The following is an 8,266-nucleotide window of genomic DNA, read 5'->3' as shown; positions in this document are numbered from 1 at the left end:
GCGGCTTGCCGGTGTTCCACGCCGGGCACTGCGACTGGCAGCGCCCGCACTCGGTACAGGTGGCGAAGTCCAGCATGCCCTTCCAGCTGAAGTCCTCGATCTTGCCGCGGCCGAATTCGGCATCGTCGGGCGGGTTTTCGAAGTCGATCGGCTTGCCGTCGTACTCCAGCGGCAGCAGCGGGCCCAGGCCGTCGGGCAGCCGTTTGAAGATGACGTTGATGGGTGCCGTGAAGATGTGCAGGTGCTTGGAGTGCAGCACGATGATGAGGAACGCCAGCATGACCAAGATGTGCAGCAGCAGTGCAGTCGTTTCGATGATCTCGTTGGCGGGCTCGCCCAGCGGTCGCAGGATGGCGCCGAACAGTTGCGACAGGAAGGCGCCGTTGCCGTAGGGCAGCGTGCCGTTGTTGACGGCGGCTCCGCGCACGAACACGTAGGTGAAGACCACGTTGAAGATCATGAACAGCACCAGCCAGGCACCGCCGGTGTGCGAGCCGTAGAACCGTGACGAGCGGCCGATCTCGCGCGGGCTGCGCATCAAACGGATGACGGAGAAGGTGACGATGCCGAGGAACACGGCGGTCGCGAAGAAGTCCTGCAGGAAGCCCAGCGCGTCCCAGCGCCCGATGATCGGGATGTGGAAGTTGTCCTGGAACAGCAGACCGTAGGCCTCGATATAGACCGTCAGCAGGATGAAGAAGCCCCACATGGTGAAGAAGTGCGCCAGGCCGGGGATCGACCACTTCAACAACTTGCGCTGACCGAAGACCTCGGAGACCTCGGCCCAAACTCGTTTGCCCGGCTCGTCGGTGTGGCCGGGTGCCGGCCTGCCCGCCGTGATCAGTTTGAACAGCCACAGGACACGCCGTGCGGCGAGTGCGGCCACGACCAGCGTCATGCCCATGCCCACGATCAGCCTGATGAGCATCTGCGTTGTCACAGAAGGTCTCCCCAATGCATAGATAAATTCGGCCTGTGCTTATTTGCCTGCTTAAGCCCCGCTCATAGTTACATCTCCGCGGCTTTCAGCGCGAGAAAGGCTGCCCTAACTCGGGAGTTCGCCGGTGCCCCTGGCCTGCTGGTTATACCCACTCACCGATTGTGACGCTGAACGTAGTGATGAGCGCCACCAAATTTCGCTAAATGACCTTTTGCCCCAGCCCTTTGGGGCCCCAGGCGTAATTCGTCTCGTCAACGCCCGAAGGGCGGTTGAAAGATGGGCGGCAGGGGCCGCACGCGCGTGGTCGTCGGCGCCGCGCTGGTGGTCGCCTGCGATGTCGTGGTGGGCGCCGCGGTCGTGGTCGTCGTGCTCGGCGGCGCCGTCGTGGTCGTCGTCGACGGTTCCGGCGCGGGTGTCGTGGTGGTCGCCGGCGCCTCGGTGGACGGTGGCGGCGGTGCCGGGACCACGGTGACGGTGGTGCTGTCGTTCGGTCCGGTGATGGTCACCGTTTGCGATGGTGGCGGTTGGCTGGGTGGCGACGTGGGACTGACCGGCGTGGACTTGCTGAGCAAGAGGTTGATCGCCAGTATCAGGGCCACCAACACGGCTGCGCCCGCTGCGGCCACGCTCAACACCAGCGCCGTGCGTTTGTACCACGGCAGTTTCGGCTGGGAGGCGTAGCGACTGCCGGTCGCATCGTCGAATTCCCTTGCCTCATTGGCGTACTCGCCGGTCGCGTCGCGGCCGGTGTAGGGCACCGGCTCGTCGTTGTCGGCGTCTTGCGACCACGCCAGGGCGTCGTCCACATCGGTGGCCTGAGCGGCCCATGCGGCCTGGGTCATGTCGAGCCCGGCGGTGCCCACCACTTCCGTCGGTGTTTCCACGGCGGCGGCAGCGGCAGTGGGAGCCACCCCCGACGCGTAGTGCGGGCCGAGCACCGCCGCGCCCAGGGCGGCGCTGAGCGAAGGCTGCGCGGTGCTGTGCACCGGCACCCCGAAACGCTGCGACAAGCGGGCTGTGAGCAGGGGGATGTTCGCGCCACCGCCGGCAATCGCTAGGGCACCCAGCCTGTTGTTCGGAATTCCGTTGCGGCGCAACGACTCTTCGACCGATGTGAGGAATCGGTCCAGCGGTGCGGAGAGCAGTTGCTCGAATTCGGTGCGGGACAGCTGGGCGCCCTCACCGGGCGCCCCGGCGATGGTGCTCACCGCGGCCGTCGACAGTTGCTCCTTGGCGCGTCGGCACGCGGCGAGCAGGCGGGCCTGCGCCCCGATCCGCGCGGTGCCGCCAAGCATCCCGGTACTGACGTCGGAGGCCAGCAGGTGATCGAGGATGAGTTGATCGAGCGCGTCGCCGGCGAAATCGGTGTACCGCGCGGCCGGCCCGATGGGCGCGAAGCCGGCCTTGGCGTCCATCAACGTCACGGTGGTACCGCCGGCGCCGAAGTCGCACAGCGCAATAACGCCGTCGGCCGCGAATCCCGGCGTGCCGCGCAGCGCCGCGAGCGCGGCCGTGGCGTCGGAAACCAGCATCGGCGCCACTCCGCCGCGCGCCAGATCCGACTGCGCGAAGAACTCCTCCCGCAGCGCCGTGAACTGGGGGTCGGACCAATAGGCGGGCACCGCGATGGTGATCGGTGTCCCGTAGCCGACCGCGCGGGCCATGGCTTCGATCGCCTCGACCGTCAGCGCCGTACCGAGGTATTTGGTGCCGTCGGCCGCCAGCAATGGTGCCCGGTCGCCGACGCGTTCGACGAACCCCCGCAGCACCTGGCCGGGTTCGGTCAGGTTCGGGTTTTCTTCCGGCAGGCCGACTTCGGTGGGCCGCTGTTCGAACAGGGTCAGCACAGAGCTGCGGGTGATCGGAGCGCTGCCCGCGCGGGCCGCTACCAGGTTGGCCACTCCGATCGATAGCCCGAGCGCCTCGCTCATGTCCCGCACCCCTGTGTCAGTTGTCCCGTTGCTGTCGTCCGGTGGTCCTCACCGTAGCGGCCGTGGATTGCAGCGAGTGTAGGGCTTCACCGGCGCGATTCGATGGAAGCGTGATCGGGTTGCCACCGACTCGCTAACGCAGGCCCGGCGGCACCGTGACCGCGGTCGGCACCCCCGGGATGGTGATCACCGACGGCAGCTGCGGCAAATGGTGGTGATGCGACGGCTGCTGCGTCTGTCCTCCGGTGGGCTGCTGCTGCTGCGGTGGCTGCTGTGCCGGCGGCTGTTCCGCGCTACTGCTGGGCGAGGACGTGGTGGTGGTCGTGGTGGTCGTTGGTGTCGTCGTTGTGGTGGCGGGCGTCGTGCTCGTCGTCGTTTTGGGGACGTGGTTCACGGTTTCTCCGTGGATGAGCTCGATGATGCCGAAGACGATCAACGCGATCAGGATGACGACGGAGACCAGCCAGGCGATGAGCATCCCGCGCTTGCGATACCAGGGAGTCGGCTCGGGTTCCTGGTCAAACGGGTCGACGTCGTCGGAATGCTCGAACCCCTCGGGTGGGTACGGCGACGGACCGGGTGGCGGAATCTCGCCGGTCGGCGGCTGTTCGCTCACGCCGAAGTCGCCATGCTGCGTCGGCTGGTTGTGGAAGTCGTCGCGTGGGCCATTGGATGCCACGGCACCGATGGTACTGACCGCGTCTGCCATTCTGCTGATCCCAGTCCGGGGCGCCGCAGCTGTGCGGTGAAGAACATGGGCCGACGACCCGCCTTGGTGGTTAGGTCGAGGTCGTGGATTCCCTGGTGAAGTTGTTTCGAGATACGGGCGCGGTGCGGATATTGGTTTCCGTGGCCGTCGGAGTCGCCGTCGCTCTCGTGGTGGGCAACACGGCCGGTTGGCGTTTCGCGCTGGCCGGCTGGATTGTCACCGCTGGAATGTATGTCGTGTGGACGCAGCTCATCCTGCTCGGCATGGATGCCGAGCAGACCTGCAGGTGGGCAACGCGGGAGGACCCCACCCGGTGGATCGCCGACGCGGTCATCCTGTCGGCGAGCGTCGCGAGCCTGGGCGGTGTCGGCTACGTGGTGGCCGCAGGTTCCCGCGCGGGTCACGAAGCCCTGGCGGCTGCCATCTTCGGCATCTTGACCGTCGCGGCGTCCTGGGTTGCCGTGCACACGCTGTACACCGTGCACTACGCGCGGCTCTACTACTCGGACGAACCGGGCGGCATCAACTTCCACGACCCCGAGCCGCCCCGGTTTCGGGATTTCGCCTATCTCGCCTTCACCGTCGGCATGACCTACCAGGTGTCAGACACCGAGATCGGATTGACCTCGATCAGGGCGACGGTGTTGCGCCATGCGCTGCTGTCCTACCTGCTCGGGGCGGTTGTCCTGGCGGTGACGATCAACTTGATCGCGGGGCTTGGCTCCAAGATCTGACCGACGCGGTCACACGCCGGCCGTTGAGCGGCCTCGGAGAATCCGTTCGATGCGATCAAGAAGCTCGCTCGGATTGTCGTGCGCGCCGTCTTTCCAGGCCACGAGCGCGTTGACCAAGTTGATCGGTTGAACACTTAGATACAGCCCGAGCATCACCGTCGCAGTCGTCTCGCTGCTGACATCGGCGGGCTGGTAGGCGATTTCGACCTGCAACCGTTCGGTACCAGCCGCCGCGTTCGGGACGAGCTTGGGCTCGATCGACCGGACATACTCACGCCGGATGTCGGTCAACTCACTGCCGCGCTCTGCTATTCGTACGGTCAATGACGACGGTGTGATACGGAGAAGTGATCGCCGCCAAATCCAAACGGCGACTACCACCAACAAGGCGAAGATGGCGAACAGAATGATCCCGCAGTACCGCAGCCACGCCGGTGGATGGCCGGGAGCGGATCCCGCGGCGAACGCGACGACACCCATCAGCGGAAGAAAAATACCGAAAATGTACGTGTTTCCCTCGTACCAAGGAATGTAGCGGCAAACAATCGTGTCCCCGGTCCGACTGACCCCAGCGCCAAAAATCCGGCGGCCGCTTCCATAAATGATGCCCACACCGCACGCAGCAACGCCGAGCGACAGGTACCAAGCCGATCCGATCAGCACATTGATGCCCGCCAACAGGCACAGGGCCGCACCGAAGGCGTAGCGCAGCACGCGCCCCCAACGGCCTTTCACCCCACTACCGGTCATGGTCACCGTCACGTGTTGCGATGACCGGGGCGCGGGTGTGACCGGCGGACGCTGGATTTGCCGTCGGACCCGGTCGTGCCGTCAACCAGATACCTGCGCGGTCCACCGGTGAATCGTGTAGCGCAGTTACTGTCAGTTGCGCGATTAGCGTCTCCTGTTCAGCCGTGATGATCCTCGATTGTGACGCGCTGTCGACGGTGCCGAGTTCATGTGCGATCTGCATTGCGAGCAACGCGGCGACCCCGGGGCCCTCGGTGGCTGCGGCCAGTTCACGGTGCAGCTCACTACAGCCCGGCACCGACTGCAACTGCTGTTCGACCAGCATCGCGAACACCTCGCCGGCATCCAACCGGGCTTCGACACGGTGCATCGTCAACACCGCATTCGCGCAGAACACGTCGATGCACGGATCGATGCGACAGGCCCACACACGGGCGCCGACAGCAGAGTCGAATGGTTCCCAGCCCGGCGGCACCCCCACCTCAACGACAAAACCGGCGAACCGATCGACCGGGGACACAGCAACACTGCGCGTGTCTACGAACTCATCGAATCGCATCGCCGTCGCCCTATCCGAATCCGAAGACCGATTCCACACCGTGCACCGCACTGCCGATTGCATCCGAGACCGGCTGCCATGCCATTGCGACTCCCTTCGAGGCCACGTAACTGGCAACACCCCCGATAGCGGCGCCGGCCACCAGGCCGACTGCGGTCCCCGCCCCAGGAACGATCGAACCGATTGCTGCACCCAACTCCGAGCCAGCCACCGCGCCGCCGACCCAACCCCCCACGGCGAGACCGGCGGCGACACCTGCACCCTCTCGGGTGACGGCCTCTGGCACCGAGTTGCCGTCATGAATGTCGGACATGACGGCCGGTATTGCGCCGGCCGCAGCAACCACCCCGCCGACGCGGGAGAATCCCTTGATTTCGACTCCGCCGATCTTTGGATCCTCCAGCCACTTCAATAAGCCCGGATCAGCCTTTCCGGGACCCGTCCCGGGAGACTCGGCGATCAAGTTGGTCGTCGCCTGACGCACACCGTCGGCGGTACCACCGGCCACCGTTCCCGCCGCCCCGATCAGCACATCCCCCTTCGTCGGCGTCAACCCGGGGCCCCCGCCAGACTGGTCGGCGGGTGCCGGACCGGATGCGGCCGGTGCCGGGCCCGCCGGGCCGGGTCCCGCCTGGGGGCCGACTGTGTCATATCCGTCTGCGTGCAACGTTCCCAATGCGTCCTGAAACGACTTGGAGTAACCGTCGCGTGTCGCCTGCAGCTGGCCCAGCGCCGATTTGGTGGCGCCAATGGCATCGTCTTCACACTTGGCGATGAACGCCTCGAGCGCATCGATGTCGGCCGCGCTGAGGTCGTCGTCGTCCTCCATTTCGTCGGCTTCGCCGATCAGCTCATCGAGCTCCTGCAGCCTTGCTTCCAGCGACGCGATCTGTCCGGTGCCGGATTTTTGCGCCTCGGCCAACGACGCGGCGATGCCCTCCAGGTCCGCGCCGATCTTGGGCAGCTGCAAGGACTGCGTCCCTAAGGCTTTCGTCACCCGCTCTACTTCGTCGGAGCCGGTGATCGGGTGATCGCCATCCGGGTGATTCCAGGCAGCTTCGAAGCGGCTGCGGGCTTGCTCAAACGCATCGTTGGCCTCTTTCGTGCATCGGCCCGCTTTGTGAAAGGACTCCGCGAGGTTGGAAATCAGCATCGGGCTACCTGCCTGCAGGCTGGCATTGATTGCCCAGGGGTCGCCACCGGCTGCGCCGATCAGCGCCGGGATGCTGAGATATTGCAGTTGCATGGCGTCGTCAGCTGCTCACCCGACCGCTGAGAAATCCAGTTCTGGGCATGGCTAGCAATGCGGGTGACGCCTTGGCGGCCAAGGACCGCGGCAAACCGGCACCGGCAAGCATCGCCACCCCTTCCGAGCTCATCGGCAAGATTACTGACGCAGGCTTGGTAATCAATTCACCGCGCGCTGGGCCGGCAACGCCGGCTATCCCGGGCAAGCTGTCCTCATGGAGCGGGTGTTGCTGACCGTGGGGCACGGGGCGGCCGGCCGGGAGCGGCTATCGGAGCTGCTTGCCGAAGCGGGAGTTGCGCTGGTGGTGGATGTGCGGCGATACCCGGCCAGCCGGACCAATCCGGACGTGCGGCGTGAGGCCCTGGAATGGTGGCTGCCGCAACGGGGCATCGACTATCGGTGGGAGCCGCGCCTCGGCGGGCGGCGGCATATCGCGGCCGGAGAACCGGAGCCGGACAGCTGGTGGACGGTGGCCGCGTTCCGTGCGTACGCCGCGTACACCCGGACGCCGGAGTTCGATGCGGCGCTGGACGAGGTCCTGGCCGATGCGGGCCGGCGCACCACGGCGGTGATGTGCAGCGAGAGCGTCTGGTGGCGCTGCCACCGGCGGCTGATCGCCGACGTGGCGGCGCTCGGCCGCGGGGTGCCCGTGCGGCACCTCATGCCGGACGGCCGGGTCAGCCCGCACCGCCCCGCGGAGGGTGCTCGTCGCCGCCCCGACGGTCACCTGGTCTGGGACGGCTGACTCGGCTTTCGGGCCCTACTAAAACGTGTTGACCTTGTCGACGCTGACGAACATGCCGTGCTTGGTCGCCTCGTTGGTGAAGCGGGTGCCGTCCTCTTTGGCGATGATCGTCCAGCCCTGGGCGAGGTAGGTCTGGTAGTCGATCTTGACGGTCGGGATGGCTCCCAGGTTGCCCAGCACCCATTGCACCTTGCCGCCGGTGTTGATGCTGACGCCGTTGGCGTGCTCACCGTCCTGCAGCGGGGAGTTGGTGAACGGCGCCTCACAGCCGACGGTGTCCTTGTTGATCTGGCAGCGCGTCACGCCGGATTTGGTCTCGATGAAGACGTAACCGTTCTGGTCGGGCGGCAGCGGGATGGCGCCGGCCGGGTTGGTCGGGGTCATCGGGGCGGTCGACGGGCCCGGGGCTGCGGTGGCCGACGGGGGCGTGGACCTGGGCGTGGGGAAAGACGGTTCGGTGGGTCCCGCTCCGGGCGAGGCCACCGGCCGGCCCCCGATGATGGAGCTGCAGCCGGACACCAGCTCCGACCCGGCCAGCAAGGCTACGAGCAGCAGCGAACCACCGGCCAGGCTTCGCCGCGCATTCTTTGAAAACTGCACCCGCCGCTCCCCAGACGATTCATATAGCGGCACTCAGGTTACGCACTGC

Annotated in this window: 8 protein-coding genes and 1 pseudogene; 2 read left to right on the top strand and 7 right to left on the bottom strand. The window is 66.3% G+C overall.

All coding sequences use genetic code 11. The annotated features are described in order from the left end of the window. From A5782_RS21120 to A5782_RS21110, 3 genes and pseudogenes are all read right to left on the bottom strand, one after another. Positions 1-940: pseudogene (locus tag A5782_RS21120) on the bottom strand (FeS-binding protein); the annotation flags it as partial. Positions 941-1,191: 251 nt separating this feature from the next. Then, positions 1,192-2,871: an Hsp70 family protein gene (locus A5782_RS21115; RefSeq protein WP_067104027.1), complete on the bottom strand. Its 1,680-nt coding sequence runs from the start codon at positions 2,869-2,871 to the stop codon at positions 1,192-1,194. Between the two features lie 133 nt (positions 2,872-3,004). Beyond that, a complete protein-coding gene (locus A5782_RS21110; RefSeq protein WP_197694298.1) occupies positions 3,005-3,580 on the bottom strand; it encodes a hypothetical protein in 576 nt (191 codons plus the stop codon). 83 nt (positions 3,581-3,663) lie between these two features. On the opposite strand from A5782_RS21110, the gene A5782_RS21105 reads away from it, so the two are divergent. Then, positions 3,664-4,314, top strand: coding sequence for a DUF1345 domain-containing protein (locus tag A5782_RS21105; RefSeq protein ID WP_067104026.1), 651 nt, complete (start codon positions 3,664-3,666; stop codon positions 4,312-4,314). 9 nt (positions 4,315-4,323) lie between these two features. On the opposite strand, the gene A5782_RS21100 is transcribed toward A5782_RS21105, so the two are convergent. Genes A5782_RS21100 through A5782_RS21090 form a run of 3 tightly spaced genes read right to left on the bottom strand, consistent with a single transcriptional unit; the run spans position 4,324 to position 6,869 of the window. Further along, positions 4,324-5,064 (bottom strand): hypothetical protein, encoded by a 741-nt coding sequence (locus A5782_RS21100; protein WP_067104047.1) that lies wholly within the window; start codon positions 5,062-5,064, stop codon positions 4,324-4,326. Further along, positions 5,054-5,623 carry a hypothetical protein gene (locus A5782_RS21095; RefSeq protein WP_067104025.1) on the bottom strand — a complete coding sequence of 190 codons (570 nt, stop codon included), beginning with the start codon at positions 5,621-5,623 and terminating at the stop codon, positions 5,054-5,056. The genes A5782_RS21100 and A5782_RS21095 overlap by 11 nt, the downstream gene beginning before the upstream one ends. Before the next feature lie 10 nt (positions 5,624-5,633). Next, the gene (locus tag A5782_RS21090; protein ID WP_067104024.1) at positions 5,634-6,869 is read right to left on the bottom strand and encodes a hypothetical protein; all 1,236 of its coding nucleotides are present in this window, start codon (positions 6,867-6,869) and stop codon (positions 5,634-5,636) included. A gap of 226 nt (positions 6,870-7,095) precedes the next feature. Here A5782_RS21090 and A5782_RS21085 point away from each other — a divergent pair, with 226 nt between their 5' ends. Then, positions 7,096-7,617: a DUF488 family protein gene (locus tag A5782_RS21085; protein WP_067104046.1), complete on the top strand. Its 522-nt coding sequence runs from the start codon at positions 7,096-7,098 to the stop codon at positions 7,615-7,617. An 18-nt stretch (positions 7,618-7,635) separates the two neighbouring features. Here A5782_RS21085 and A5782_RS21080 read toward each other — a convergent pair whose 3' ends face one another. Continuing rightward, entirely contained in the window at positions 7,636-8,217 is a 582-nt protein-coding gene (locus A5782_RS21080) for a hypothetical protein (RefSeq protein ID WP_067104023.1), read from the bottom strand. Positions 8,218-8,266 lie beyond the last annotated feature (49 nt).

The sequence above is a fragment of the Mycobacterium sp. 852002-40037_SCH5390672 genome (assembly GCF_001665875.1).
In the GTDB taxonomy this organism is placed as follows: Bacteria; Actinomycetota; Actinomycetes; order Mycobacteriales; family Mycobacteriaceae; genus Mycobacterium.
The sequence above is the reverse complement of the archived record's forward strand: the minus strand, read 5'-3'. Positions and strand labels throughout refer to the sequence as shown.

Coding starts and splice junctions, on each gene's coding strand:
- A5782_RS21115 (WP_067104027.1), bottom strand. CDS start 2,871: ATGAGCGAGGCGCTCGGGCTATCGATCGGAGTGGCCAACCTGGTAGCG.
- A5782_RS21110 (WP_197694298.1), bottom strand. CDS start 3,580: ATGGCAGACGCGGTCAGTACCATCGGTGCCGTGGCATCCAATGGCCCA.
- A5782_RS21100 (WP_067104047.1), bottom strand. CDS start 5,064: ATGACCGGTAGTGGGGTGAAAGGCCGTTGGGGGCGCGTGCTGCGCTAC.
- A5782_RS21095 (WP_067104025.1), bottom strand. CDS start 5,623: ATGCGATTCGATGAGTTCGTAGACACGCGCAGTGTTGCTGTGTCCCCG.
- A5782_RS21090 (WP_067104024.1), bottom strand. CDS start 6,869: ATGCAACTGCAATATCTCAGCATCCCGGCGCTGATCGGCGCAGCCGGT.